Source organism: Salinivibrio sp. MA351 (assembly GCF_001996065.1).
In the GTDB taxonomy this organism is placed as follows: domain Bacteria; phylum Pseudomonadota; class Gammaproteobacteria; order Enterobacterales; family Vibrionaceae; genus Salinivibrio; species Salinivibrio costicola.
This window is the reverse complement of the sequence record NZ_MUFG01000003.1, coordinates 34,085-59,348: the sequence shown is the minus strand read 5'-3', so window position 1 is coordinate 59,348 and position 25,264 is coordinate 34,085. Positions and strand designations below refer to the sequence as shown.

The window sequence follows — 25,264 nt, the reverse complement described above, 5'->3', positions numbered from 1 at the left end:
AGTGTGGGGCGGCTTTAGGGCCGCTTTCTGTTGCGCCGAAACGGATAAATCAGCAAATGAAGCAGCAGCAGTGCGCTGGCACTGCCAGCGGCGAACAGTAATGCGATCGATTCAACTTGCCGTGGCGTGTCGGCATAGGCCCACCACCAAAACGGCCAAAGTATGGCAGAAATGACAGCAAGTTGGGTCATACAACGCGTGCAGCGTCCTAACTTCTGCTTCCAAATGCCAGATTGACAATATTTACAAGCCATATGGGCTCTCTTGGTCAGTGAGGGCGATACGCCATTGTGGCGCAGTGAGTCGTTGGATACAAAAAAGCCCTCCGCGAAGGAGGGCAAAAGGTAAGCAAGTGCTTGGGGAAGCAACAGGCATTGCCTGTAAAGCGCCGAGAGTTCGGCGAAAAGGACAGTGAATTAGCAGCCTGGGCCGCAATCCATGCAGTGTTTGATCATCTCTGGGCCGAGTTTGAGTTTGGCGTTGACATCACGCAGTGCGGTACGTACCCCTTCTTCAATCACTGGGTGATAAAAGGGCATATCCAACATTTGCGAAATGGTCATTTGGTTTTGGTGAGCCCAGGCGAGTAAGTGCGCTAAGTGCTCGGCGTTCGGCCCAATCATTTCTGCGCCCAAGAAACGCCCTGTGCCTTGCTCGGCATAAACATGCAATAAGCCTTTATTGCGTAGCATGACCCGTGAGCGACCTTGTCCCTCAAAGGAAACCACACCGATTTCAAAACAGCCACATGGGCCGAGACGATCGGTAATTGCTTTATAGCTTTCGCCCACCATCGCAATTTGTGGATCGGAGAAGACCGCGGATAGCTTGCTACGGCGTAGTCCCGCACGGATATCTTTGCCGCGCCCCGCGTTGTCACCGGCAATTCTGGCTTGGTCAGCCGCTTCGTGCAGCAGTGGAATTTGGTTGTTAGCATCACCGGCAATAAAAATATGCGCTGCGGTGGTTTGCAGGGTGTAGCTATCGGCCACTGGGACACCGCGTGCGTCCACTTTGATGCTCGTCGCGTCAAGGTTAAGTTTGTCGACATTGGGGCGACGACCGGTGGCGGCGACCACGTAATCAACCCAACGCAACTGGCTCTCGCCGTTTTTGTCGCGGTAACGGATTTGGACCTTATCACCTTCACGGATCATCTCTTCAACCTTGGCATCGGCATCGAGATAAAACTCCTCGCTGAAGGTTTTATCCGCATATGCCATGATGTCTGGGTCGGTGAGTGGACCCACTTGGCCGCCGACGCCAAACATAGTCATCTCGACACCGAGGCGGTGTAACGCTTGACCCAGTTCAAGGCCAATCACGCCCGGACCAAACACGGCAACCGATTCAGGTAAGTCATCCCATTCGAAAATATCATCGTTGACCACCAAACGATCACCGAGGTGATTCCAGGCCTCTGGCCAGCTCGGACGTGAGCCGGTCGCAATCACAATTCGGTCAGCATGGATAGTGGTGTGATCGTCAACCATCAAGGTATGATCATCGACAAAACGTGCATAGCCATCGATTTTGTCTTGAGCGGGGATGTCGTCGACACTTTCCAATACAAAGCCGACAAAGCGATCACGCTCGCGTTTAACCCGATCCATTACCTCACGACCATTTATCTCGGTACTTCCGCCTGGGTAGACACCAAAACCGGGCGCTTTATCGATATGGTGCGCCGCTTCGGCGGCCGCAATTAACAGTTTGGATGGCATGCAGCCAACACGTGCACAGGTGGTGCCATACGGGCCGCCTTCAATCATCACCACGCTATCTGCCTGTGCTTTTGCCGCGCGATAGGCACCGAGTCCGGCGGTCCCGCCACCAATCACAGCCACATCAACCGTTAATGTTTTCATTGCTTTCTCCTGGGAAAATAACGGGCGGCAAGGCTGCCGCCCAAACAGCGGATTACTGGTTTAGGTAAGTGTCGAGCTCTTCGCTGCCACCGATGTGACGGCCACCGATAAATACTTGTGGCACCGTGGCACGGCCGGTGACTGCGCGTAAAGAGACCGTGGTGGCATCTTTACCGAGGATAATTTCTTCGAACTGAAGTCCTTCATCGATCAGTGCTTGTTTTGCTTTGGCACAGAATGGGCAGCCTGGCTTGCTAAACACGGTGATCGAATCTTGCAGTTTATGCTCAGGAGCAATATAGCCCAGCATGGTGTCGGCATCAGAGACCTTGAACGGGTCACCTGGTTCGTTTGGCTCAACAAACATTTTTTCGACCACGCCGTTTTTCACCAGCATGCTGTAGCGCCATGAGCGTTTGCCAAAGCCAAGATCATTTTTGTCAACCAGCATGTCCATGCCATCGGTGAATTCACCGTTACCATCAGGTAGCACATGGATGTTGTCAGCATCTTGGTCGGCTTTCCATGCGTTCATTACAAAGGTGTCATTGACCGAGACACAAACGATGTCATCAACGCCGTGTTGTTGAAAGACAGGGTACAGCTCGTTATAGCGTGGCAGATGCGAAGAAGAACACGTCGGGGTGAACGCGCCTGGCAGACTGAACACAATGACGGTTTTGTTGGCAAAGATGTCATCGCTGGTGACGTCTTTCCACTGATCGCCTTCGCGAGTGCGGAAGGTTACTTGTGGTACTGACTGGCCTTCTTTGGTTGCTGTCATGAATCGTTCCTTTTGTTTTCAATTAAAGTTGTTAAGCGAGAAGTGACTCGCTGTGTTTTGATGGGTCTAGTATTGCTAAATAAGATTGATAGCTCTAATCGCTTGATGCTATGGTTTTGATAGTTATCCCCTATAGAAGAGACAACGATGAACATTCGTGACTTGGAGTATTTGGTTGCGTTGGCTGAACACCGACATTTTCGCAAAGCCGCTGAGGCTTGCTTTGTCAGCCAGCCGACCTTGAGTGGCCAAATTCGTAAACTGGAGGATGAACTCGGCGTCAGCTTACTTGAGCGTACCAGTCGTCGGGTTTTGTTCACCGATGCCGGTATGAGGTTAGTACAGCAAGCACGTAACGTATTGCGGGAAGTCACAATTTTAACCGAATTGGCCAGTGAGCAAGGTGAAAGTATGACCGGCCCCCTACATATTGGCTTTATTCCCACCGTGGGGCCGTATCTATTACCCAAAATCATTCCGATGCTGCGAGATTGTTTCCCAGATTTAGAGCTGTTTATTCATGAGGGACAAACCCAGCAACTGGTTCAGCAATTGGAAGAAGGCAAGCTCGATTGCGTTATCTTGGCCTCTGTCGAAGAAACACAGCACCTTAAAGAGCTGCCACTCTATGATGAACCGATGTTGCTTGCGGTCAACGAAAAGCACCGGTTGGCGGAATGTGCTGAAGTTGCGCTTGATGTGTTAGACGGGGAAACCTTGTTGATGCTGGGCGATGGCCACTGTTTGCGCGATCAAGCCATGGGCTTTTGTTTTAAAGTCGGTGCGCAAGAGGATCAACGTTTCCGCGCGACCAGCCTAGAAACGTTACGCAACATGGTGGCCGCAGGAAGTGGGATTACCTTATTGCCTCAGCTGTCCGTGCCTGCCGATAAACGCGATGGTGTGGTGTATATCCCCATTACGTCACCGACACCGTCGCGACAAATCACGCTCGATTATCGCCCTGGCTCGCCGTTACGAGGACGATATGAACAGCTTGCGGACGCCATTGGTGGCCAGATGACCGCGATAATGAGCGGCTTAAATCACCGCTAACACAAGATACTGGCATTGAGGTGACAACGCCCACGGATGTGGGCGTTGTGGTTTAAGCGTTTATCGAGTTAAAACAAGGATTCCGTGCTGGACTCGTAAATGTTGCCATCAGACTGATCCGATACATATTCTGTCGGCTCGGTGCCTTTGATAAAGTACTCAAACATCGAGGTATGATCGGTTTTTCTTGTCAGCAGTCCGGTCTCGCGATCGATCCGTACTTTGACTATGCCGGACGGCACCACTTTATTTTGCTCTGGCACATCCGCAAGAGCATGCTGCATAAAGTCAATCCAAGCAGGTTCTGCGGTTTTCGCGCCAGATTCCGCCCCATAAATCGGTTGGCGCTCGTCGCCTAAATTAGCATTACGAGTGGTGCGACCGAGTTCACGCGAATGATCATCAAAGCCAACCCAAACCGTGGTGACGATACCTGGGCCATAACCAGTGTACCAAGTGTCTTTGGAGTCATTGGTGGTCCCGGTTTTACCGCCGATATCGCGACGTTTGAGCGCTTGAGCGCGCCAGCCCGTGCCGTTCCAACCTGTGCCATAACGCCAATCGCCGCCGCCCCAAATGTTGCTTTGCATCATTTCGCGCACCAAGAACGCATTTTGTTCATCAATCACTTGCTTGGCATTGCGCGGTGTTGGTTGGTCACTGCCATTGTCCGTCAATAAGTTTTGCTCATTAAACGGGTCAGCTTTTTCCGGTTTGCGCTCACAGTGGTCGCATATAACCGGTGGGTTGGCACGATAAATTTCCTCACCGAAGGGCGTTTCTACCCGATCGATGATGAAAGGCCCCATAAAGTAGCCACCATTGGCAAATACGCTAAACCCTTGTGCCATTTCAACCGGCGTTAAGCTACCTGCGCCGAGTGCAATGGCTTCGGCGCGAGGGAGGTCATCACGTTTAAAGCCAAAGCGAGTCAGATAATCTAAGGTATCGTCCAAGCCAACACGACGGAGGACACGCACAGCCATCACGTTTTTCGATTGTGCCAGTCCAAGGCGAGCACGTAGTGGCCCTTCATAACGTGGCGGCGAGTTTTTCGGACGCCATGCCACGCCTTGACTGCGATCCCAGCGGTTGATGGGCGCGTCATTGATAAGGCTGGCTAGCGTCATTCCCTCATTGACTGCGGCGGAGTAAATAAAGGGCTTAATACTCGAACCCACTTGGCGAACCGACTGGGTGGCACGATTAAATTTGCTATGCACAAAGTTAAATCCACCCACTAAGGCTTTGATCGCCCCCGTGGTGGGGGACATGGATACTAAGGCGGTATTGGCGTTGGGCACTTGTGCCAAATGCCAGCTGTCATTGACGCGACGAATAAACACTTGTTGGCCACTGGCGAGGAACGCATCAGCGCGTTTAGGGGCCGGCCCTTGACGGCTATCAGTAATGTATGGGCGCGCCCAGTCGAGTCCTTTCCAAGGCAGCTCGATATCACGACCATTAGGGCCGACAACCTGTGCCGATTGCGCTTGGACATCGATCACGACCGCAGGCTCCAAGGGGCCGTAACTGGGTTGCTTGGCAAGGTGATCAACAATACGTTGATGTTGCCAGCGTTCGCTAGGTGCTTGCCAAAGCGTGGCTACTGGGCCACGAAAACCATGGCGTCTGTCATAGGCGAGGATATTCTCTATGGCGGCGTTATTGGCCGCGCGCTGCATATCCGCATCCACACTGGTGAAAATACGTACCCCTGAGGTATAGGCGTCTTCGCCAAACTGCTCAATCGCCCAAGCCCTAGCCATTTCAGCAACATAGGGTGCTGAGAGTTCTATTTCGGCGCCATGGTAGCTGGCGACAATAGGCTCGTTTTTCGCTTGCTGGTATTCCGCATTAGAAATGTAGCCCTCATTCAACATCCGGCCGAGCACTACGTTCCGTCGCTCGGTTGAGCGTGAAAGCGAGTAAAGTGGGTTCATGGTGGAGGGCGCTTTGGGTAACCCTACGATCACGGCCATTTCGCTTAAGGTCAGTTGATCTAAGGTTTTGCCAAAATACACGTGCGCGGCTGCCCCTACGCCATAAGAGCGATACCCCAAGAAGACTTTGTTGAAATAGAGCTCAAGGATCTCTTCTTTACTGAGCAATTGTTCGATATGCACCGCGATAAAAATTTCTTTTATCTTGCGCATAATTCGCTTTTCGTTGGTCAGGAAGAAGTTTCGTGCTAGCTGTTGGGTGATGGTGCTGGCACCTTGCTTGGCACTGCCAGACATGGCGACAACCGCCGCGGCACGAACAATGCCAATAGGATCAATGCCTGGGTGTTGATAAAAGCGGCTATCTTCGGTGGCAATTAATGCATCAATCATAGGTTGAGGTATATCCTCGAGTTTGACTGGAATACGCCGTTTTTCACCGAATTGCGAGATTAACTCACCATCCGCGCTATAGACCTGCATCGGAGTTTGTAGCTTAACATCTTGCAATGTCGCCACATCGGGGAGGTCGGGTTTCACATAAAGGTAAAACCCAAAGATTGTTGTGACTCCAAGCACTGTGCAAACCAGTGCAAAGATAAGCAAACGCTTTATGAACTTCACCTGAGATTTCCCGTTTCGTTGCCGTTTAGCCGTTTAATAATCATACGTGAGTAGTATAAAGGCACCAGCATAAAAAATAACCCGTGATGAGGACAGTTTTGTAAATACTGACCTTACTCTGACGTTGGAGCCTAACACGAAATGATTCCAAGTTCGGCAGTTTTAGGTATCGCTTTGGGCCAAACGGAAAGCCACGCGATTGCGCTATGCCCGTCGTCTTCATCCCTCAAGGTTTCCGGGCATCATATCTTGACCGCTGGTGATGAAGACACCCTGACAACCATGATGAAAACGCTAAAAGACACACTATTGAGCCGAGTGTCCTGGTATCAACGTTTGTCACCGGGTGTGGTGGTAGGCGTTGAGGATGACACCGTGATCAGTAAGACCCTGATAGCAGCCGATGTGGATGATCCTCTCGAGCAGGAAGCCGTGGTCGGACAAGCATTGGGCATGGCGCTCAATATGGAAATTAGTGGTCTTTTCTTCGATTTCACCAAACAGCATGCGTTGAACCATCAGCCAGGACAGGCGCAGTACCAGGTAGTGGCCTGTCGCCAACAGACACTCACGCCAATACTTTCGGCGTTGAAAGACGTGGGATTAAAGGTAAGTGTTGTCGATACGCAGCAGCATGGGCTGCAAGCAGTTTATGATGCGTTGATAGGTCACTACCAACCACAGACTTCACCGCTATGGCTACATCTTGATGCCGGCAAGTTGACGGCGATGCGCGCGTTATCCGATGGCGGGCTGTACCAACAATCTTTGACCGTCGCAATGCCGTTAAGAGGAGCTGGCTCAGAAGGCGAGGCAACGGCGTCCTCTCGCGTTCTACAACAACATTTGGATCATGCCTATCAACGCGGGGAGAGCGAACACGCGGCGCCTATCTCAACCCTATGGCTAAGCGGTCACTGGCCCAGCGACATTCTCTGCCCCTCATCTGCCCAACGTGTGTTTATTCAACCTGGCGAACCCTTTGGCGCGCCCTCTCTAAGCCCTCATGCTTGCTCGGCGCTAGGGCTTGCGCTCCGAGGAGCGAGCGGTTCATGAGGATTAACTTACTCCCCTGGCGCGCGCAAGTGCAACGTCGACAGGCACGCCATTTTATCCTGCAAACCCTTGCGGTTGCGGGGAGCGCACTGATCATCGGAATGGGATTCATCCAGTGGCAGCATTATCAGATAGCGGGGCAGCAACACCGTAATCAACAACTTGAACAAGGCATCACGCAGTTTAAACAAACCTTAGTGCGCTTTGAGCAACAAGACACTAAACGTCGCGCTTTGCAATCACGGCTCGGGTTGGTCAATCAACTGCAAAGACAGCGTAATAATGTCACTGAGGTACTCAACTTTATACCGACGGTGATGCCTGCTGATGCCTATTTAACCCGGTTGGCACAACAAAAAGGCCATATCCGTTTAGAAGGGTGGGTGAATTCAAACGCAGAGCTCGCGCGTTTGCTGGCCGCGTTGGAAGCGCAGCAAGCGGTAGAGGCGCTCGATATCGATACCGTAGTGACGGGCGATCACACCGTCGGGCCCAATAAACGGTTTCGACTGAGCTTTTCACTGACACACTATGTTTCCCCCCAATTACCGGAGCGCGAGGAGGACGAACAGTGATGGATTCGATGGCATGGGAGTGGCGACGGCTACCGTTTGCGCCTTGGTCGGTAAAGCTGAGTTTATGGGGTGCTTTACTGACAGTGATGGGGTATGTCGGCTGGTTAGGCGCTGGACAACCAAATCAAGCGACCTTGCTTGATGCTCACCGGCAAGAGTCTCAACTGAAAGCACGTTATCGACAGTTAGCGCATGAGGTGGCTGCGTTACCCGATGTCCAGGCGCAAATAGAGACGCTTAATCAACGCTACGCAAGACTGATTCGGCAATTGCCTGAGGAAGAAGAGCTCGCGGGCCTGCTGGCTGGTGTGAACGAGGTGGGGATGCGTCACCAGTTGCAGTTTGAAACGCTCGCATGGCAGCCGAGAAAGCAAGGAAGCTGGCTAGACGCGATTCCAATCAACATTGTGCTTGAAGGCCAGTATCGAGATATTGGCGCGTTCAGTGCCGATATTGCCGCGATGACTCGCTTAGTGTCATTGCAGGACTTTGTCCTCGCGCGCGAGACCGAACAGCCGCCGTCTGCGGCGCCATTGCAATTTTCGGTGTCTGCGACGACGTATCGCTATACCGGCCGCCCCGCGCTCAATCAACCCACAAACTAGGACGCGTCATGTTAAGAGCCAGTGTATTTTTGTTGATCGTGCTCTTGAGTGGTTGTCAAAAAACGGATGATGACATGCATCAGTTTATGCGCCAGGTGCAAGCACAAGCGACGGTTACCGCGACACGCATGCCGCCGCCTAGTGTTTATCAACCTGTCCCCTTTGCAAAAGAAGCGCGCGATCCATTTGTTCTGTCGGTCTCATCGGACCCACAACGGATGTCTCCTGGTGATTGCTGGCAACCGGCCTTGCATTGGCGTGACAGTCCGCTTTCAACCTTACCTTTAGCACAACTTGAAATGAAAGGAAGCCTCACTAAAGGGGGGCAAAAACAGGCACTCATTGCTTTGCCGAATGGGATGGTCAAGCAAGTCGCACGTGGCGACCGGCTTGGTGAACACCACGGCCGAGTGATGGCGGTGACGCGTGATCATGTCGCGATAAACCAGGCACTACCTGATGGTTTAGGATGCTGGCAGCAACGGACCGTGACGCTTTCAATTGAACCTAACCTGTCGTAAAGGATAACTGTTATGATGATTTTCGCGGCGTATAACGCCCGATATACCCTTATACCGTGGTCGCTTGTGCGCGTGGCGCTGATCGTGGTGTGTTTTATGGGCGCGTCCGCTCAGGCTGCGGAGATGACAACCTTGAGCCAGTTGCAGTTAACCCGCTCTGCTCAGGGAGAGGCGCAACTGATTTTGGGCTTCGACAGCCCTGCGATCATGGCGGATTTTCGTCAGCCCAGCGCCGATCAACTCCATATCCGATTACCGCAGGTAACGATTAAACCGTCATTAATGAAGCGGATCGATACCCAAGACAGGGATTCGGCAATTACGGCGATCGATGTGTCACAATCCTCTGGACACGCAAAAATTTATCTGCAAGCGGCGCAAGCGATCGCCTTTGATTACCATCAACAAAAACAACAATTAGTGGTAACCATACAAGCCACCGAACCGACGACACCTGCATCCTTTGATCCGAATGCACCGATTTCGATCAACTTCCAAGACATTCCAGTTCGCGCTGTGCTCCAACTGATTGCTGAGCAAAATCAGTTTAATTTAGTCACCTCAGACAGTGTTCAGGGCAATATCACCATGCGGATTGACGGTGTGCCTTGGCAAGACGTGTTAGAGGTTATCTTAAGAGTGAAAGGGCTGGACAAGCGTCAACGTGGCGAGGTGATGCTTGTTGCCCCTCGTCGAGAGCTGATGGCGCAAGAAAAACAGGATTTGGAAATGGCACAGCAAGCAGAAACCTTGTTGCCGCTATCGTCGGCGGTTATCACGGTAAATTATGCCAAAGCCAGTGAGGTAGCCGCGTTAATTCGCGGTCAAACGCAAGGCGTGAGCTTGTTATCTCCAAGGGGGGCGGTGTCGCTGGATGAGCGGACCAATGCGATCATCATTCGCGATATTGACAAGAACATTGATCGTATCCGCACCTTGGTTCAGCACCTCGATGTGCCGGTTAAGCAGGTGGAAATCGAAGCGCGTATTGTCACGGTAGAGCAAGGCTCGGTCGACGAGCTTGGCGTACGTTGGGGGCTTTTGAATCGCAACGGCTCAACCACGGTGGGATCGTCGGTCGAAGGGAATATCATGTGGGATAGCGATTTGGCGCAGCAAGGCCCTGACAGCCTAAATGAAGCCGCCGGTGAGGGGAGCAGTATTGGTGATTTCCTCAATGTTAATTTAGCTGCAGTCAATCCTTCTGCCTCAAGCATGGCCTTTCAAGTGGCTAAGTTAGGCAACGATTTACTGCTCGATTTGGAGCTTTCTGCGCTCGAGAGCGAACGAAAAGCCGAAGTGGTCTCGAGCCCAAGATTAATCACTACCAATAAAAAAGCCGCCTATATTGAACAAGGGACGGAGTTGCCCTATTTAGAAGCTTCTTCCAGTGGGGCGGTGGCCGTCTCTTTTAAGAAAGCGGTGTTGAGTTTGTCGGTCACGCCTCAGATCACGCCGGATAATACGTTGGTGCTGGATTTAAAGCTGACCCAAGATATGCCGGAAAAGTCGGTCGTGGCCGGAAAAGGTGAGGCGATGTCGATCAGTACCAAACGGATCAATACCCAAGTCTTGGCGCGGAATGGCGAAACCGTGGTCTTAGGTGGCATTTTTCAGCACACGATGATCAACAAAGAAACCAAAGTGCCTCTCCTTGGGGATATTCCCTTGCTTGGAGGTTTGTTTCGACATCAGTTAAAAGACCATGCAAAACGCGAACTTCTGATCTTTGTGACCCCTAAAATCGTCACAGGGTAGGTTAGGTGTTGCCAAAGGGGTCACTGTCCTGAGATAATTTTTAATCTGATCACGAAATATCTGTGAGGAATTGGCGCCTCGGGCTTTTTACATTAAGCCTGCGGGCGGTGTTGTCTTATTTAACCGCGCGTAAAATTGCTTAAAATGGCTGAAAAACGAAACATCTTTTTGGTAGGCCCTATGGGGGCTGGTAAAAGCACAATTGGTCGTCATCTCGCTCAGCAACTTCACATGGAATTCTATGATTCTGATTCAGTGATTGAAGATCGTACTGGAGCAGACATTGCATGGGTCTTTGACGTTGAGGGTGAAGAAGGTTTCCGTAAACGCGAAGAAAACGTGATAAACGACCTCACTGAAGAGCAAGGTATCGTTCTCGCGACTGGCGGTGGCTCGATTATGAGCAAAGAAAGCCGTAATCGCCTTTCTGCTCGTGGGGTGGTGGTGTATTTGGAAACCACCATCGAAAAGCAGCTCGCACGTACCCAACGCGATAAGAAACGACCATTGTTGCAAACTGACCAACCACGTGAAGTGCTGGAGTCATTGGCAGAAGAACGTAATCCTTTGTATCAAGAAATTGCGGATTACGTTGTACGAACTGATGATCAAAGCGCTAAAGTGGTGGCAAATCAAATCATGGCGCTCTTAGAGCAGCAATAACCGACCACAGGACCCGACCATGGAACGGATAGACGTTAACTTAGGGGCACGTAGCTACCCTATCTCGATTGGTGAAGGGCTTTTAGCAGATGCGAGCCTGTTTGAGGGCGTCCATTCCCGTCGGGTTGCTGTTATTAGCAATGAGACAGTGATGCCGCTTTATGGCGCCACTCTGGTCTCAACCCTTCAGCGGGCAGGCGCAACTGACGTAGCCTGCCTTAGCTTGCCTGATGGTGAAGCGTATAAATCGCTCGAAACGTTTAACACCATCAACACCTTTCTTTTAGAAAATAATTATAACCGTGATGTCGTGCTCGTCGCCCTCGGGGGCGGCGTGATTGGCGATATTGTTGGATTTGCCAGTGCTTGTTACCAGCGCGGCGTTGATTTTATTCAAGTTCCCACGACATTACTGTCGCAAGTCGATTCGTCCGTCGGTGGGAAAACAGCAATTAATCATCCTCTTGGCAAAAACATGATTGGCGCATTTTATCAACCCAAAGCGGTGGTGATTGATACGCAGGTGCTAAGCACCTTGCCCGGTCGTGAGTTTGCTGCGGGGATGGCAGAAGTGATCAAGTATGGTGTGATTGCCGATGCCCCTTTCTTTGATTGGCTTGACAGTGAAATGGTGGCGCTGACCGCGCTCTCTCCTGATGCATTGATTTACGCGATAAGGCGTTGTTGTCAAATCAAAGCCGATGTGGTGGCCGAAGATGAAACCGAAACAGGCGTACGCGCGCTGTTGAATTTGGGGCACACGTTTGGTCATGCGATTGAAGCCGAAATGGGCTACGGCAATTGGCTTCATGGTGAAGCGGTCTCAGCTGGAACCGTGTTGGCGGCACAAGCGGCGTGCCAGCATGGCTTGATTGATGAAAAAACGGTTACTCGCATCACGGCCCTGTTACAAAGTGCACATCTTCCCGTGCAGGCTCCCCGTGAAATGGACTACGATGCTTTTATTAAGCACATGATGCGTGATAAAAAAGTGCTTTCAGGACAGTTGCGTCTGGTTTTACCAACAGCGATAGGCCAGGCTCAAGTGGTTGCAGATGTTCCACACCAGCTAATCGCTGATGTGATTGATGCCGGTTAACCATTGAATGCATGACAGACACGTTTGATACGCTAGCTCTGGATCTGGAAAGCCAAACCCAGCTCCTTTCTCGACTGCAATTTATCACTCGATTTAGCGCGAATCTGATCCAAGTCACCGGGCCTGATGGGGCGGGTAAAACCTGGTTAAGTGAGCGCTACATGGAGCAGTGGGCGGATGCCCATGTTCATGCCTTACTCGCGTGCCATACGGCACAAAGCGATGACCAACGTCGCGCTATCGTGCTACGACAAATTGTCAAAGACGGTGTTTTTAATCAAGCGGATCCGCTGCTAGATAGCTTGACGATGATGCTTGACGGGGCTGGGTGTGATGCACTCATTGTGATTGATGATGCGCATCGGCTGACTCCTGGATTACTGTCTGAGCTATGGGCGTTGGTGCAATATGCACAGCATCAAGCACACTGGCGTATCAATGTTGTACTCTTTGCCTTGCCAGGAAAGTTGAACAAGTGGCTACGTCAGGTGTCTTACGGGCACGACCAAAAGCCGCTGGAGCTCGAGATTTCGCCGCTTAATGACGGTGAAGAAGAGATGTTCATCGATGTGTTAGCCGTCACGCAACGTATTGATGCAGCGGGTAAAAAACAGTGGTTAGCCAAGCTTGCTAATCAAACCGTTTACCCCGGCACCATCATGGGAAAGGACAATCAGGAGATAGGCGCTGTGAGTAAAGACAATAAAAAGCCCGCGAAAAATAATAAACCCTTTTTAATGCTGCTGTTGGCCGTGGTGCTGATGATTGTGGGTGCCGGTGCGATCTGGTGGGCTTTTCCGAGTCAAGATGACGCCTCGTCGGCTGAGACAATGCTCCCTGACGGGTTAAAAAACTTGGATGATTTGCTCAACGAGCAGCAAGCGACCACTGACCCACAAACCCTTGATGGGCAAGTGACGGGCCAAGATAGCAACTCGGCAGTGGATCAAACCGACACCGTAGCGGGATCGAATGCAGCGGTGACCGATGATCAGGCGAATTTACCGCAGGAAGTCAACGGTGAGGGGTTAACCGTCGGTCGCAATGATGCGGGCCAGAGAGTGGTTTTACCTGATGATGTTGTCGACGCCATTATTAACGAACAAGATGCCGGTGGCGATGGCACCCAGGCGGTTGAGGAACCACTTGCTAGCGAGATTAACCAAGCGATTCCTGCGCCCGCGACACCGGATCAGCCCTCAGATCTGGCGCAATCGCAAAATACCGCCGCCTCGCCGTCTACAGAGGCAGCATCTACAGAGACAGCGTCGACAGCGGACGCGGCCAGTGATAATCGCTTATCTTTTGACGCGCAAGCTTTGCTTGATGTACCTGCCCAGCGTTATGCCCTGCAGCTCGCAGCGTTGCGTTCGCGTCAAGATGCGACAGACTTTATCGCTAACTACCAACTGAGTGATCGGGTTCAGGTGTATCAAACCCAACGCAACAATGCTGACTGGTACATGGTGTTACTGGGTGATTATGCCAGCGTCACGGATGCGCGTCGTGCGGAACTGACATTGGCGGATAATCTACGGGCGCTGCAGCCGTTTGTGAAGTCTTTTAGTCAGGTTCACCGTGAAATCAACCGCGCAAATGGGCAGTAAAATCCGCTGATTGATGAGCCAAAATAGGGTACAATCCGCCCCTTTTCACACCGCAGAGATAGATCAGGGGCAATGAGAAAGCATCGCGCGTTTCTAAAGTGGGCTGGTGGTAAATACTCGCTAGTCGATGACATTCGTCGTCATCTTCCCGAAGGGAACACGCTTATCGAGCCCTTCGTCGGTGCTGGATCGGTATTTCTAAACACCGATTACGAACATTACATTCTGGCTGACATCAACCCAGATCTTATCAATCTATACAATATTATTAAGCAAACGCCGTTGCGTTTTGTGGCGGATGCGCGCGTCTTCTTTTGCCAAGAGTACAACCAAAAAGAGCGCTATCTAGATGTCCGCCGGGAGTTTAACCTTACCACAGACCCTTATTTACGCTCGCTGTACTTTTTGTATATGAATCGTCACGGCTTTAATGGCTTGTGTCGGTACAATAAAAAAGGCGGTTTCAATGTCCCATTTGGGTCGTACAAAAAGCCATATTTTCCGGAAAAAGAGCTCGCGATCTTTGCAGAAAAGGCCCAGCGTGCAGAATTTGTATGTGAAGGGTATGGGGAGAGTTTTGCTCGGGCGACGAAAGGAACAGTGATTTATTGCGACCCTCCTTACGCGCCTTTAACTGCTACGGCGAATTTTACCACCTACGCCACCAATGGTTTTACGCTGGATGATCAAGCCTTGCTGGCTGAGCATGCTGAGCAAGCGTCGTTGGCCCAAGGGGTGCCGGTATTAATCTCCAATCACGATACGCCCTATACACGCCGTTTATATCGTGGCGCGAGTTTTAATGTGGTGAAAGTTAAGCGTACCATCAGCCGTAATGGCAATGGTCGTAATAAGGTTGATGAGCTATTGGCACTTTTTTCCCCTCAGCCATCCACGCCTTAAGCGCTGTTGCCCCAAAGCGCTCACGTCAACCAGCTCACGATCACCAGCAGCGCGCCAATGACGAGTCCGATCATGATAACGCCGGTAATGATATAAATTGCCGGTGAATCATAGCCGAAATCTCGCTCGCGATTGCGTTGTGATTGCACCCCAAACAAAGCAGCGACGACACTTGTCACTACCTGTTTTAGTCTAGGTTTTTCGCCCATCCTGCCTCCATTCTCAGCCTCTGTTTTTACTCTAGTTAATTCTCTGGCACTTGCCAGTGTTCGCTAAGATTAAGCATGGTTAAGGTAAGACTTCATGGCCGATATCGGGTAGAATTACGGCGACTTTTTGGCAATTGAGGCGACCGCACTATGAAAGATTTTTTGATTGCGCCATCGATTTTATCTGCAGACTTTGCCCGATTGGGTGAAGAAGTTGAAAACGTATTGGCGGCGGGTGCAGATGTGATTCACTTTGATGTGATGGATAACCATTACGTTCCGAACCTGACATTTGGTGCCCCGGTTTGTCAGGCTTTACGTGACTATGGGATCACCGCACCGATTGATGTTCACTTGATGGTTAAGCCGGTCGACCGCATTATTCCTGATTTTGCTAAAGCGGGCGCGAACATGGTGACGTTTCATGCTGAAGCCAGTGAGCATATTGACCGCACGTTGCAGTTGATCAAAGAGCACGGCATGCAAGCGGGTTTGGTCTTTAACCCGGCAACGCCGCTCCACCACTTAGATTATGTGATGGATAAGCTCGATATGATCCTGCTGATGTCGGTCAATCCTGGGTTTGGCGGCCAGTCTTTTATTCCCACCACCTTAGATAAACTGCGTGAGGTCCGTCAGCGTATTGATGCCAGCGGGCGAGATATTCGTCTGGAAATTGACGGCGGTGTAAAGGCCAATAACATTGCAGACGTTGCCCAAGCGGGCGCGGATATGTTTGTCGCAGGGTCGGCCATTTTTGGTCAACCGGATTATAAAACCGCAATTGAAGAAATGCGTGCCGAACTGGCAAAAGTAGAAAGGTAATGAAGTCGTATGAGCCTGCGTTATATTGCATTTGATTTAGATGGCACCTTGGTTGATAGCGTGCCCGATTTGACCCAAGCGCTGCAGATGATGCTGGCGGATTTGGACCGGCCAACAGTGAGTGTAGCCGAGGTGACCGGTTGGATAGGGAATGGTGCGGATATTATGATTCGTCGCGCATTGTCCCGTGCGCATGATCATGATCCAGCGCTTGACCCTGAGCTGGTCGCAACTGCACGCACGCGTTTTAATTACCATTATGAGCACAATGATCACGAAAAAACCGTGCTGTACCCTGGCGTGAAAGAGACCCTAACCGCATTGCACCAGCAGGGATATCAGCTGGGCGTCGTCACGAATAAACCGATCGCTTTCGTGCCCGCTATTTTAGAGGATTTAGGTTTAGCGCCCTTGTTCAGTGATGTGATTGGTGGTGATAGTCTGTCAACCAGCAAACCTGACCCAGAAGGCTTGCACCTGTTGCGCGATAAGCATGGGTTAACCAATGCCCAGATGTTGATGGTCGGTGACTCAAAAAATGATATCTTAGCAGCACACAATGCGGGAATGGCCTCCGTCGGCCTCACTTATGGCTACAACTACGGTGAGCCAATCAGTGACAGCCAACCTAGCTATGTACTGGACCATTTTAGCCAGCTAGAGGCAGTGGTGGCCAATTACTCCGCGTAACGCTTTTTACCAGCAAATAAGACCGCCCACACGGGCAACATGTAAAGGAACCGAATCATCATGAGTCAATCTTCGAAACCCATTGTATTGAGTGGTGTGCAGCCCTCAGGCGAGCTGAGTATTGGTAATTATCTGGGCGCGTTGCGTCAGTGGGAACAGATGCAAGATGATTATGATTGCCAGTACTGTGTGGTGGATTTGCATGCCATTACGGTTCACCAAGAGGCGGATGCCCTGCGCGAAGCGACTTTAGATGCGCTGGCGCTGTGTCTCGCGGTGGGAGTCAGCCCAGAAAAAAGCAACTTGTTTGTCCAGTCCCACGTGCCTGAGCATGCTCAACTCAGCTGGGTATTAAACTGCTACACCCAAATGGGTGAGTTGAATCGGATGACCCAGTTTAAAGATAAGTCGCAGCGCCATGCAGAGAACATTAACGCGGGATTGTTTAGTTATCCGGTATTGATGGCGGCAGACATTCTTTTGTATCAAACCAACCAAGTGCCGGTGGGTAACGATCAAAAGCAGCACCTTGAACTGGCGCGTGACGTGGCGACCCGTTTTAATAATCGCTATGGCGATGTGTTTGCTCTGCCTGAGCCTTACACACCCGATGTCAATGCGCGGGTCATGAGCCTGCAAGATCCGACCAAAAAAATGTCGAAATCTGACGATAACCGTAACAATGTGATCGGGCTGCTCGAAGATCCAAAAGCGATTGCGAAAAAAATCAAACGTGCGGTCACGGACTCAGAAGAGCCGCCGCGTGTCCGTTTTGATAGTGCACAAAAACCGGGTGTTTCCAACTTGCTTGGGTTATTGTCTGGGGCGACGGGTGAGTCAATTGATACGCTAGAAAAAGCGTATGAAGGCAAGATGTATGGCCACCTGAAAAAAGACACTGCAGACGCCGTCGTCGCGATGCTAGACCCGTTGCAAGCGCGGTATCATGCGTTTCGAGCTGATCGCGCAATGCTCGATAGTGTGATGCAAAAAGGGGCGGCGCATGCCTCTGCACGGGCACAAGACACCTTACGCAAAGTCTATGATGCGGTCGGTTTTGTGCCACGTGTGTAGCACGCGTTTGTAATAGTACAAACCTGGTATAATCACAAAATAAGTAAGCAGCGGGCCAGTCTCGCTGCTTTTTTGATCAAGGCTGAACCGGCCTCTCACTTCTAACGAATTCATCAATAATCGCTAGCCTCGATGCGATTCATATCACGTCATATTCTGTATCTATCATGAATAATGCACCCGATTTTCGAGTAAACACTCAATTTACGTGAAGGAACAGGTATGAAAAAGCCATTGATGTGGTCGCCCCTTGCTTTGGTGCTGGCCGGCGTTGCACTGCCCGCTGCGGCAAAAGCCCCACCCACTGAAACTTATCAATGTGGTGTGACAGCCCCAACCTCCATCTACGCGATTCAAGGTGACGGCGCGCGTAGCCCATTGGTTCCAGACGGGCAGTACCGCTCAGACAAAACTTATGCGGTACAAGGCGTAGTCACTGCCGTTACCCAAGGCTTGTATAAAGGAGTCTGGATACAAGATCCGCAAGGCGATGGTAATCGTGCCACTTCCGATGGCTTATTTGTTTACTTGCGAGGCGCTGATGACCTCAACTTGCAGCCCGGTGACACCTTATGTGCCAGTGGTTACATCAACGAGTATTACGGCCATACCCAACTGGGTGTTACCGATGAACAAGTGGCTAAGGGGGCACCTCAGGGGACGATTGCACCGACGGCACTCCGTGTTCAACCCGATGAGACTTTGCACGAGGCACTTGAGCGCTACGAAGGGATGTACGTCACCATGGACGCGGATAGCGATTTGGTGATCACGCGTAACTTTGGCTTTGACTACGATGCCTTCCGTAACAATATGGTGTTATCGCATCAATCCCCTTTATACAAACCTACGCAACAGTATCCCGGGTTAACGCCTGACGCTGAGGCATTAGCCGCGAAAAATAGCGATAACCAGCTATATATCGAGAGCGATCAAAAAGCGAAAGACGGCAAGATCCCGTATTTTCCAGGCTTAGATGCCGAGCAGGGATATCTACGTATTGGCGATCGGGTCGAGCGTTTGAGCGGTGTTATGGGTTATAGCTACGACCAATACCGACTTGTTGCAACAAACACCATCACTGCCGGTGATATTGTGCACCAAAATGATCGTCAACCGGCACCGAATAACGTGCCTGGCGCTGACATTAAGGTGGCGAGTTTTAACGTACTTAACTATTTCACCAGCGCCAGTGCGGTCGGTGGCCCACTCAACGTGACCTGTAATGATCGTGCCGATGCCGATGCGAATCGTGGCTGTAACCGTGGGGCGAAAACGGCGGCTGAGTTTGGGTTGCAACGCACTAAAATTGTCAATGCACTCACCGCGATGGACGCCGACATTGTCGGTTTGATGGAAATTGAGAATAATGGCTTTGAGGCTGGCAGCGCCATTGCTGATCTGGTGACCCATTTAAATGCGCAATTTGCCGACTCGCGTGATCATTACCAATTTGTCGAACCCAGTGACCAAGAGAAAAATCAGGGCGCCTATTTTGGCTCAGATGCGATTATGGTGGGCATGATTTATCGCCCCGCGAAGGTCAATCTCGCAGGTGAGGCGCAAGCGGTACCCATGCCAGAGCAGCATATCAGCGGCGAAAGTCCAGACGGAGAAACCAAGACACTCGACAAATACCAGCGCGATAGCCTAATTCAACGCTTTATGGTTAACGACCAGCCGCTCAGTGTGGTGGTGAATCACTTTAAATCGAAAGGCTCAGGCTGCTATGAAGACTGGATCGCGGGTGAGTTTGATACCGATACCGCGGATATGCAGGGACACTGCAATGCGTTTCGCGTGTCTGCCGCCGTTGCATTGCGTGACCATCTCAAAGCGGTCGACGGTGACGTATTAATTTTGGGTGATCTCAATGCTTATGCGCAAGAAGATCCGGTGCGGGTGCTGACTGATTATCAGCGTACTGAAGGTCAGCGCGATATTATCACCGCGGCGGGCACTGAAATTCGTGGTGTGCCTATGCATCCAACGCCAAGCGTCGTCGAGCAAGGTCTTGGTTATACCAATCTCGCAACGCAGTGGTTAGGGGATAAAGCCTACTCGTACTCATTTTCTGGGGAACTGGGCGCGTTAGATCATGCACTCGCCAATGCCAGTTTGGCGAGCAAAGTGGTCGGGGTGGAAGAGTGGCATATTAACTCGGTAGAGAGCACTCTGTTTGAGTACAGCCGACAATATAGCGGAGAATTGGTGAAATCGAGTAATCCATTCTCGTCATCCGATCACGATCCTGTGCTGATCTCACTCGATTATCCTGAGCCCGTGGTCCCCGTCTCGGTGACGATCAATAATCGCAGTTTCTTGCCTATTATCCCCTTACTTAATGGACAAAAAAGTCCGGATCATGCGTGGATGAAATGGCGCGCGACGCGCACCTTTGACCAGGCTAGCCCTTTAGTTCAATCCTTGGCGCTGCAGCCGGATGATTCGATAAGGGTATCCGTGAAAGCGCTAGGGCTGATCCCGGTTTACTGCGGCCGTGCACCTGCAGATAGCGCGATGACGGTTAAATACACCGGATTTCGCTGTCAGCTCACCCAGCCGTAATCTTATGGCGGGCAGCGAAGGTTGCTCGCACCTGGATGACGCCTATTCAGCACTGTGGTAGCATCATGCCGGTTTTCCATCGCATGGCGTAGCACAGTGCTTCTTATCATCGATAATTACGATTCCTTTACCTATAACCTTTATCAGTACTTTTGTGAGCTGGGCGCATCGGTCCATGTTGCGCGAAATGACGCCATTAGTGTGGCGGATATTGAGGTGATGGCTCCCTCGCACATCGTTATCTCCCCTGGCCCTTGTACCCCGGATGAAGCGGGGATTTCCTTAGCGGTGATTGCACACTTTGCCGGGAAAATTCCAATTTTAGGGGTTTGTCTTGGCTATCAGGCGCTGGCACAAGTATTTGGCGCGAACGTCGTGAGAGCTCGTACGGTAATGCATGGCAAAACGTCCCAAGTTACCCATCAAGGAGAAGGGGTCTTCGCTGGCCTGCCTAGCCCTGTCACTGTCACGCGTTATCATTCTTTATTAGTTGAACCTCAAAGCCTACCTCACTGTTTGGCTATCACAGCGACCGCTATCGATAACGATGGCAGTGAGATTATAATGGGGCTCAAACATCGGCAGCTGGCGATTGAGGGGGTGCAATTTCATCCGGAAAGTATTCTGACGGAGCAGGGCCATGCCTTGTTAGCCAATTTTCTTCAACAATCTTAGGTAGCGGGGCGGGCAGGTTAATATGTTCGTCTTTTGACGCCCTATCTGTGGCGGCCTCTATCGTGCAGCCTTTACCGTATGTCTTCCTTTCTTGAGTCTTTTTTTTCAGCAATGGTTGCAAAAAATAGCGATCTTTATCACTAATTTTACATTTCGCTGTTTTTAATCACTTTGTCAACGGCTGCAACCTTATGCAACTGTCGGTCTCTAGTCCGTTAATCTTGCCTTATTAGCATCATAGCCTTACTCACTTTCATCTTCTCTTTGCTCACAGTTTATGCATAACTATCTCTTTAAACTGCATGAGCTTTGTTACCATGCTGAAAACAAAACATAATCTGCTATTGCTGCGGTTAAAATAATGTAAATACTATGCCTCATAGATAAAACATAGAAGGATTGAGTGATGACAATGGAGCACAAAGTAGAACGTAAACTCTTCGATGAAGTCATGGTGCCATGTTACAACCCAATGCCGATGATTCCTGATCACGGTAAAGGGTCGCGCATTTGGGACCAAGAAGGCCGAGAGTATATCGATTTTGCCGGTGGTATCGCGGTGAGCTGTTTAGGCCATTGTCATCCGGTCATGGTTGATGCGTTAACGGAGCAAGCCCAGAAGCTGTGGCATTTGAGTAATGTCATGACCAATGCGCCCGCGTTGCGTCTGGCTAAACGCCTCACCGAACTCTCATTTGCCGACCGCGTGTTTTACGCTAACTCGGGCGCTGAAGCGAACGAAGCGGCCCTGAAACTGGCACGTCGTTGGGCAAAAGAAGAACATGGTGAGCATAAAAGTGAAATCATTGCCTTTACCAAAGGCTTCCATGGTCGCACCTTCTTTACTGTCACCGTAGGTGGTCAGCCCGCGTATTCCGATGGCTTTGGGCCTAAACCCGGCGATGTGACACACCTTCCATACAATGACATTGCCGCATTGGCCGATCATATTTCGGACCGAACCTGTGCGGTGATGATGGAGCCTTTACAAGGTGAAGGTGGGATTGTGCCGCCAGAGCCAGGTTTTCTCCAAGCCGTGCGTGAACTGTGTGATAAACACAATGCGCTTTTAGTGTTTGATGAAGTGCAAACGGGGAACGGGCGCACCGGTACTTTTTATGCTTATCAAGAGTCTGGGGTAGAGCCCGATATTTTAGCCACCGCAAAATCACTCGGTGGCGGGATCCCAATTGGTGCCATGTTAACGACCGACGCCTTGGCTGCGCATATGAAGCCGGGGGTTCATGGCTCTACTTATGGCGGTAATCCACTGGCCTGTGCGGTGGCAGAAGCGGTGGTTAATGAAGTGACCAAACCCGACGTGCTTGCCGGTGTCATAGAGCGTGAGCAATGGTTCCGTGACGGGTTAGAAGCGATCAATGATAAATATGGCATCTTCAGTGAAGTGCGTGGCAAAGGCTTGTTACTCGGTGCGGCACTGAACCAAGACTGGGAAGGCCGAGCACGCGATATCTTGGTTGCGGCAGGCGAAGAAGGCTTATTGGTTCTCGTTGCCGGGCCTAATGTGGTGCGTTTAACTCCCTCACTGGTCATTACCAAAGCGGATATTGAAGAAGGAATGGCACGCCTAGAACGTGCGATTGCCAAGGTCGTCGCAGGATAAGCGACCTGACTCACTCGGAGGGATTTGAGATGTTAGTTATTCGGCCGATCCGTGCATCAGATTTTGATGCACTGATGTTGTGTGCGGAAGCGTCCGGGCATGGATTCACCTCCTTGCCGGTCGATGCCGATTTGCTACAGGGGCGGATTAATAATTCGCTTGAGAGTTTTGCCAAACAGGTGACAGAGCCGGGGCCAGAGGGATATCTGATGGTCGCCGAAGATTTAGAAACCGGTGAAATCGCAGGGACCACGGGCATCGAAGCCGCCATTGGTCTTGATAACCCGTTTTATAGTTACCATCTGACCAAGGTGGTTCATTCATCACGCAAACTGAACGTGCACAACATTGTTGAAGTGTTGACCTTTGGCAACAACTACACGGGGGCGACAGAAATCTGCACCCTGTTTATGCGTCCAGAGTTTCGTGGCGGGTTAAACGGTAAGTTATTGTCTAAATGCCGCTTCCTAATGCTGGCGCAATTTCCAGAGCGCTTCGCTGACGTGGTGTTTGCCGAAATGCGCGGTGTGTCGGATGACGAGGGCAACTCGCCGTTTTGGCAGTGGCTAAAAGACAACTTTTTTAACATTGACTTTACCTTGGCGGATTATCTCACCGGGATTGGTGCCAAAGGGTTTATTGCCGACTTAATGCCTAAATTGCCGATTTATGTGAGCCTACTGAGTGAGGAAGCTCGTGCAGTTATCGGTCAAGTGCACCCGAATACCCGTCCAGCATTACGCTTGTTGGAAAAAGAGGGCTTTTCTTGCCGTGGTTATGTCGACATCTTTGATGCGGGCCCAACGGTAGAATGCTTACGCCCCAATATTGAGTCTGTACGTCACTCTTTCACCGCCTCAGCGCGCGTACGAGAGCACAGTAGCGCGCAGGATTATTTAATATCGAATACCGATTTTGCTGGCTTCCGTGCCACCGCGGCGAAAGCTGCGATCGATCACGAAACCAATCAAGTTGTGATTAGCCCAGCGGTTGCCGATGCATTGAATGTAAAAAACGGCGATCAACTGCGTTTGATTGCCATGGGGGGATAAAATGACAAAGCAATCAGCAGGCCATTTGATTCATGGCGAGTGGGTAAAAGGCGAGGGCGAGATCATGACCTCGCAAAACCCCTTTGATAGTCAATGTATTTGGCAAGGTGCAGAAGCGAGTCGTTCGCAAGTGGAGCAAGCGGTCAGCGCCGCACGCGACGCGTTTTTGCGTTGGCGTAATACCGATTTTTCTGAGCGCCAAGCGCTGGTGGAACGCTTTGCCGAGATAGTGAAAGCTAATACCGATGAACTGGCTCGGGTCATTGCCGAAGAAACGGGCAAACCCTTGTGGGAAACCAAAACCGAAGTCGGGGCCATGGTAGGCAAAGTGGCGATCTCCTTGCGCGCGTACCACGAAAGAACAGGCTCACGTGAAAAAGACGTCAATGGCACCCAAGCGGTATTACGCCATCGTCCACTTGGCGTTATGGCGGTATTCGGGCCTTACAATTTCCCTGGGCATCTACCTAATGGCCACATTGTTCCAGCTTTATTGGCGGGCAACAGCGTAGTATTTAAACCCTCTGAGCTGACGCCAAAAGTCGCGGAGAAGACCTTGGGCTATTGGCTCGAAGCGGGATTACCGCAAGGACTGATCAGCCTGGTACAAGGTGGGCGCAATACCGGCGAGGCGCTGGCCCAAGCTCGCGGTATTGACGGTTTATTGTTTACCGGTAGCGCCAATACGGGGCATATTCTTCATCGTCAGTTTGCTGGCCAGCCCGATAAAATGCTGGCGCTGGAAATGGGGGGCAATAACCCCTTGGTGGTGAGTGATCAGTTCGGTGATTTAGACGCCACGGTATACACCATTATTCAATCGGCCTACCTCAGTGCCGGTCAGCGGTGTACGTGTGCACGCCGCCTGCTGCTGCCTGAGGGAGAAGTGGGTGACAAGATCTTGACTCGCCTAGCACAATGGACCAAAACCGTGCGAGTGGGTGGCCAGTTTGATGATCCCGCACCTTTCATGGGCGCTCAAATTTCAATGGCTGCCGCCGAGGGGATTTTGGCCACACAACAAAAATTGATCGATCTGGGAGCTACCCCCGTCATAGAGTGCGAGCATTTACACGATGCGGTGATTTCTCCAGGGATTTTAGATGTGAGTGGCATTCAAGCGTTACCCGACGAAGAGTATTTCGGTCCGCTACTACAAGTGCAGCGCTATCAGGATATGGCTGATGCGATCACGAAGGCGAATGATACCCGCTATGGTTTGTCGGCAGGCCTTATCAGTGAAGACGAGGGCGAATGGCAATACTTCCTCGATCATATTCGCGCAGGGATTGTGAATCGTAATCGTCAGTTGACAGGGGCAAGCGGTGATGCGCCATTTGGCGGGCCAGGTGCGTCGGGTAATTTACGTCCAAGCGCTTACTATGCCGCCGATTATTGCGCTTATCCCATGGCATCAATGGAAGGGGATCAGGTGGTACTGCCTGAGACGTTCGCCCCCGGTATTCCGACTCAACAAGATTAAGG

Annotated in this window: 23 protein-coding genes; 18 read left to right on the top strand and 5 right to left on the bottom strand. The window is 51.2% G+C overall.

Going from position 1 to position 25,264, the window contains the following annotated elements; translation table 11 throughout:
• Window positions 1–14: 14 nt before the first annotated feature.
• The 3 genes from BZG78_RS02770 to BZG78_RS02760 all read right to left on the bottom strand — a co-directional run bounded on the left by BZG78_RS02770 (window position 15) and on the right by BZG78_RS02760 (window position 2,652).
• A complete protein-coding gene (locus BZG78_RS02770; RefSeq protein WP_025744249.1) occupies window positions 15–254 on the bottom strand; it encodes a DUF3624 domain-containing protein in 240 nt (79 codons plus the stop codon).
• Window positions 255–416: 162 nt separating this feature from the next.
• The gene (locus tag BZG78_RS02765; protein ID WP_077660324.1) at window positions 417–1,868 is read right to left on the bottom strand and encodes a dihydrolipoyl dehydrogenase; all 1,452 of its coding nucleotides are present in this window, start codon (window positions 1,866–1,868) and stop codon (window positions 417–419) included.
• Window positions 1,869–1,920: 52 nt separating this feature from the next.
• A complete protein-coding gene (locus tag BZG78_RS02760) occupies window positions 1,921–2,652 on the bottom strand; it encodes a glutathione peroxidase (RefSeq protein ID WP_077660323.1) in 732 nt (243 codons plus the stop codon).
• Window positions 2,653–2,799: 147 nt separating this feature from the next.
• On the opposite strand from BZG78_RS02760, the gene oxyR reads away from it, so the two are divergent.
• Entirely contained in the window at window positions 2,800–3,708 is a 909-nt protein-coding gene (oxyR, locus tag BZG78_RS02755) for a DNA-binding transcriptional regulator OxyR (RefSeq protein ID WP_025744252.1), read from the top strand.
• A gap of 68 nt (window positions 3,709–3,776) precedes the next feature.
• Here oxyR and BZG78_RS02750 read toward each other — a convergent pair whose 3' ends face one another.
• Window positions 3,777–6,275 (bottom strand): PBP1A family penicillin-binding protein, encoded by a 2,499-nt coding sequence (locus BZG78_RS02750; protein WP_077660322.1) that lies wholly within the window; start codon window positions 6,273–6,275, stop codon window positions 3,777–3,779.
• 141 nt (window positions 6,276–6,416) lie between these two features.
• Here BZG78_RS02750 and pilM point away from each other — a divergent pair, with 141 nt between their 5' ends.
• The 9 genes from pilM to BZG78_RS02710 all read left to right on the top strand — a co-directional run bounded on the left by pilM (window position 6,417) and on the right by BZG78_RS02710 (window position 15,062).
• Window positions 6,417–7,331 (top strand): pilus assembly protein PilM, encoded by a 915-nt coding sequence (pilM, locus tag BZG78_RS15265; protein ID WP_108743348.1) that lies wholly within the window; start codon window positions 6,417–6,419, stop codon window positions 7,329–7,331.
• Window positions 7,328–7,906 carry a PilN domain-containing protein gene (locus tag BZG78_RS02745; RefSeq protein ID WP_158011779.1) on the top strand — a complete coding sequence of 193 codons (579 nt, stop codon included), beginning with the start codon at window positions 7,328–7,330 and terminating at the stop codon, window positions 7,904–7,906. Before pilM ends, BZG78_RS02745 begins: the two co-directional genes overlap by 4 nt.
• Window positions 7,906–8,511: a type 4a pilus biogenesis protein PilO gene (gene pilO, locus BZG78_RS02740; RefSeq protein WP_077660320.1), complete on the top strand. Its 606-nt coding sequence runs from the start codon at window positions 7,906–7,908 to the stop codon at window positions 8,509–8,511. The genes BZG78_RS02745 and pilO overlap by 1 nt, the downstream gene beginning before the upstream one ends.
• A gap of 74 nt (window positions 8,512–8,585) precedes the next feature.
• Window positions 8,586–9,032, top strand: coding sequence for a pilus assembly protein PilP (locus tag BZG78_RS02735; protein ID WP_158011778.1), 447 nt, complete (start codon window positions 8,586–8,588; stop codon window positions 9,030–9,032).
• 12 nt (window positions 9,033–9,044) lie between these two features.
• Window positions 9,045–10,790: a type IV pilus secretin PilQ gene (pilQ, locus tag BZG78_RS02730; RefSeq protein ID WP_077660318.1), complete on the top strand. Its 1,746-nt coding sequence runs from the start codon at window positions 9,045–9,047 to the stop codon at window positions 10,788–10,790.
• Between the two features lie 144 nt (window positions 10,791–10,934).
• Window positions 10,935–11,453 (top strand): shikimate kinase AroK, encoded by a 519-nt coding sequence (gene aroK, locus BZG78_RS02725; protein WP_025739049.1) that lies wholly within the window; start codon window positions 10,935–10,937, stop codon window positions 11,451–11,453.
• A gap of 19 nt (window positions 11,454–11,472) precedes the next feature.
• Window positions 11,473–12,552, top strand: a complete 1,080-nt coding sequence (gene aroB, locus BZG78_RS02720; RefSeq protein ID WP_077660317.1) for a 3-dehydroquinate synthase — start codon at window positions 11,473–11,475, stop codon at window positions 12,550–12,552.
• An 11-nt stretch (window positions 12,553–12,563) separates the two neighbouring features.
• Complete coding sequence (locus BZG78_RS02715) at window positions 12,564–14,159, top strand: AAA family ATPase (RefSeq protein WP_077660316.1); 1,596 nt, start codon at window positions 12,564–12,566, stop codon at window positions 14,157–14,159.
• Between the two features lie 72 nt (window positions 14,160–14,231).
• Window positions 14,232–15,062 (top strand): Dam family site-specific DNA-(adenine-N6)-methyltransferase, encoded by an 831-nt coding sequence (locus tag BZG78_RS02710; RefSeq protein WP_077461556.1) that lies wholly within the window; start codon window positions 14,232–14,234, stop codon window positions 15,060–15,062.
• 20 nt (window positions 15,063–15,082) lie between these two features.
• On the opposite strand, the gene BZG78_RS02705 is transcribed toward BZG78_RS02710, so the two are convergent.
• Complete coding sequence (locus BZG78_RS02705) at window positions 15,083–15,271, bottom strand: DUF2970 domain-containing protein (RefSeq protein WP_077461557.1); 189 nt, start codon at window positions 15,269–15,271, stop codon at window positions 15,083–15,085.
• Window positions 15,272–15,421: 150 nt separating this feature from the next.
• Here BZG78_RS02705 and rpe point away from each other — a divergent pair, with 150 nt between their 5' ends.
• The 8 genes from rpe to astD all read left to right on the top strand — a co-directional run bounded on the left by rpe (window position 15,422) and on the right by astD (window position 25,262).
• Window positions 15,422–16,096: a ribulose-phosphate 3-epimerase gene (gene rpe / locus BZG78_RS02700; RefSeq protein WP_025744259.1), complete on the top strand. Its 675-nt coding sequence runs from the start codon at window positions 15,422–15,424 to the stop codon at window positions 16,094–16,096.
• Between the two features lie 9 nt (window positions 16,097–16,105).
• On the top strand, window positions 16,106–16,786 hold the full coding sequence (locus BZG78_RS02695) for a phosphoglycolate phosphatase (RefSeq protein WP_077660315.1): 681 nt from the start codon (window positions 16,106–16,108) through the stop codon (window positions 16,784–16,786).
• Between the two features lie 60 nt (window positions 16,787–16,846).
• Window positions 16,847–17,860 (top strand): tryptophan--tRNA ligase, encoded by a 1,014-nt coding sequence (gene trpS, locus BZG78_RS02690; RefSeq protein ID WP_199877157.1) that lies wholly within the window; start codon window positions 16,847–16,849, stop codon window positions 17,858–17,860.
• A gap of 222 nt (window positions 17,861–18,082) precedes the next feature.
• Window positions 18,083–20,428, top strand: a complete 2,346-nt coding sequence (locus BZG78_RS02685) for an ExeM/NucH family extracellular endonuclease (protein WP_077660313.1) — start codon at window positions 18,083–18,085, stop codon at window positions 20,426–20,428.
• Between the two features lie 96 nt (window positions 20,429–20,524).
• On the top strand, window positions 20,525–21,103 hold the full coding sequence (locus BZG78_RS02680) for an aminodeoxychorismate/anthranilate synthase component II (protein WP_077660312.1): 579 nt from the start codon (window positions 20,525–20,527) through the stop codon (window positions 21,101–21,103).
• 406 nt (window positions 21,104–21,509) lie between these two features.
• Window positions 21,510–22,727 (top strand): aspartate aminotransferase family protein, encoded by a 1,218-nt coding sequence (locus BZG78_RS02675; RefSeq protein ID WP_077660311.1) that lies wholly within the window; start codon window positions 21,510–21,512, stop codon window positions 22,725–22,727.
• A gap of 29 nt (window positions 22,728–22,756) precedes the next feature.
• Window positions 22,757–23,779: an arginine N-succinyltransferase gene (astA, locus tag BZG78_RS02670; RefSeq protein WP_077461564.1), complete on the top strand. Its 1,023-nt coding sequence runs from the start codon at window positions 22,757–22,759 to the stop codon at window positions 23,777–23,779.
• A 1-nt stretch (window position 23,780) separates the two neighbouring features.
• Window positions 23,781–25,262, top strand: coding sequence for a succinylglutamate-semialdehyde dehydrogenase (astD, locus tag BZG78_RS02665; RefSeq protein ID WP_077646905.1), 1,482 nt, complete (start codon window positions 23,781–23,783; stop codon window positions 25,260–25,262).
• The last annotated feature ends 2 nt before the right edge of the window (window positions 25,263–25,264 follow it).

What these genes read in the sequence shown, in the direction of transcription:
- BZG78_RS02770 (WP_025744249.1), bottom strand. Translation starts at nt 254, where the DNA reads ATGGCTTGTAAATATTGTCAATCTGGCATTTGGAAGCAGAAGTTAGGA.
- BZG78_RS02765 (WP_077660324.1), bottom strand. Translation starts at nt 1,868, where the DNA reads ATGAAAACATTAACGGTTGATGTGGCTGTGATTGGTGGCGGGACCGCC.
- BZG78_RS02760 (WP_077660323.1), bottom strand. Translation starts at nt 2,652, where the DNA reads ATGACAGCAACCAAAGAAGGCCAGTCAGTACCACAAGTAACCTTCCGC.
- oxyR (WP_025744252.1), top strand. Translation starts at nt 2,800, where the DNA reads ATGAACATTCGTGACTTGGAGTATTTGGTTGCGTTGGCTGAACACCGA.
- pilM (WP_108743348.1), top strand. Translation starts at nt 6,417, where the DNA reads ATGATTCCAAGTTCGGCAGTTTTAGGTATCGCTTTGGGCCAAACGGAA.
- BZG78_RS02745 (WP_158011779.1), top strand. Translation starts at nt 7,328, where the DNA reads ATGAGGATTAACTTACTCCCCTGGCGCGCGCAAGTGCAACGTCGACAG.
- pilO (WP_077660320.1), top strand. Translation starts at nt 7,906, where the DNA reads ATGGATTCGATGGCATGGGAGTGGCGACGGCTACCGTTTGCGCCTTGG.
- BZG78_RS02735 (WP_158011778.1), top strand. Translation starts at nt 8,586, where the DNA reads ATGCATCAGTTTATGCGCCAGGTGCAAGCACAAGCGACGGTTACCGCG.
- pilQ (WP_077660318.1), top strand. Translation starts at nt 9,045, where the DNA reads ATGATGATTTTCGCGGCGTATAACGCCCGATATACCCTTATACCGTGG.
- aroK (WP_025739049.1), top strand. Translation starts at nt 10,935, where the DNA reads ATGGCTGAAAAACGAAACATCTTTTTGGTAGGCCCTATGGGGGCTGGT.
- aroB (WP_077660317.1), top strand. Translation starts at nt 11,473, where the DNA reads ATGGAACGGATAGACGTTAACTTAGGGGCACGTAGCTACCCTATCTCG.
- BZG78_RS02715 (WP_077660316.1), top strand. Translation starts at nt 12,564, where the DNA reads ATGACAGACACGTTTGATACGCTAGCTCTGGATCTGGAAAGCCAAACC.
- BZG78_RS02710 (WP_077461556.1), top strand. Translation starts at nt 14,232, where the DNA reads ATGAGAAAGCATCGCGCGTTTCTAAAGTGGGCTGGTGGTAAATACTCG.
- BZG78_RS02705 (WP_077461557.1), bottom strand. Translation starts at nt 15,271, where the DNA reads ATGGGCGAAAAACCTAGACTAAAACAGGTAGTGACAAGTGTCGTCGCT.
- rpe (WP_025744259.1), top strand. Translation starts at nt 15,422, where the DNA reads ATGAAAGATTTTTTGATTGCGCCATCGATTTTATCTGCAGACTTTGCC.
- BZG78_RS02695 (WP_077660315.1), top strand. Translation starts at nt 16,106, where the DNA reads ATGAGCCTGCGTTATATTGCATTTGATTTAGATGGCACCTTGGTTGAT.
- trpS (WP_199877157.1), top strand. Translation starts at nt 16,847, where the DNA reads ATGAGTCAATCTTCGAAACCCATTGTATTGAGTGGTGTGCAGCCCTCA.
- BZG78_RS02685 (WP_077660313.1), top strand. Translation starts at nt 18,083, where the DNA reads ATGAAAAAGCCATTGATGTGGTCGCCCCTTGCTTTGGTGCTGGCCGGC.
- BZG78_RS02675 (WP_077660311.1), top strand. Translation starts at nt 21,510, where the DNA reads ATGACAATGGAGCACAAAGTAGAACGTAAACTCTTCGATGAAGTCATG.
- astA (WP_077461564.1), top strand. Translation starts at nt 22,757, where the DNA reads ATGTTAGTTATTCGGCCGATCCGTGCATCAGATTTTGATGCACTGATG.
- astD (WP_077646905.1), top strand. Translation starts at nt 23,781, where the DNA reads ATGACAAAGCAATCAGCAGGCCATTTGATTCATGGCGAGTGGGTAAAA.